Raw genomic sequence first — 599 nt, 5'->3', positions numbered from 1 at the left:
GGGCTCGCGTCACGGCGTTCCGAGCTCCGGCCATGACGGCCCGCGCTGGCGTCACGGCGTTCCGGGCTCGCGTCTCGGCGGCTCGGGCGACGCGCACCGCGGCGGTCCGTCCTGCGGCCAATGCGCGCACTGCGTACGGCGACTGCGGCGACACCCGCACCATCTCCCGTTCGGTCGGAGTTCCTACGGCTACTGCCTGGACTCTCCCGGGGTGGTGATCCTTAACTCCTTCGCCGTCCTGATTCCGTCCTTTACAGGAGTAGGCGGTTAGTGCGACAAGAAGGTGGTCCGCCCGCCGGGGCGGGTGGGCAGCTCGGCCCTGACCAGGAAGCCGCCGTCCGGGGCCGGTTCGGCCGTGAACGTGCCGCCGAGCTGCTGGGCGCGTTCGCGGAGGCCGACCAGGCCGTGCCCACCGCCGGGCAGTGCGGGCAGCTCCGCGTTCCTGGCGGGCGGGCCGGTGTGCACCTCCACGCACAGCAGTCCCTCACGTTCCGTCAGGCACACGCGCACCCGGCCGCCCGGCGTGTGCTTGCGCGCGTTGGTCAGGCCCTCCTGCACCGTGCGGAAGGCGGCGCGTTCCACGGCCTCGGGGAAGCGCC

The 599-nt window shown here is 73.3% G+C and carries 1 protein-coding gene; it reads right to left on the bottom strand.

Annotated features, from left to right (window positions below):
- Positions 1-267: 267 nt before the first annotated feature.
- The coding region (locus ACYVE9_RS30160) for a sensor histidine kinase (protein ID WP_461031031.1) at positions 268-599 on the bottom strand (332 nt) is incomplete at its 5' end.

The organism is Streptomyces sparsus (assembly GCF_054776295.1).
This window is presented reverse-complemented; position numbering and strand designations above follow the sequence as displayed.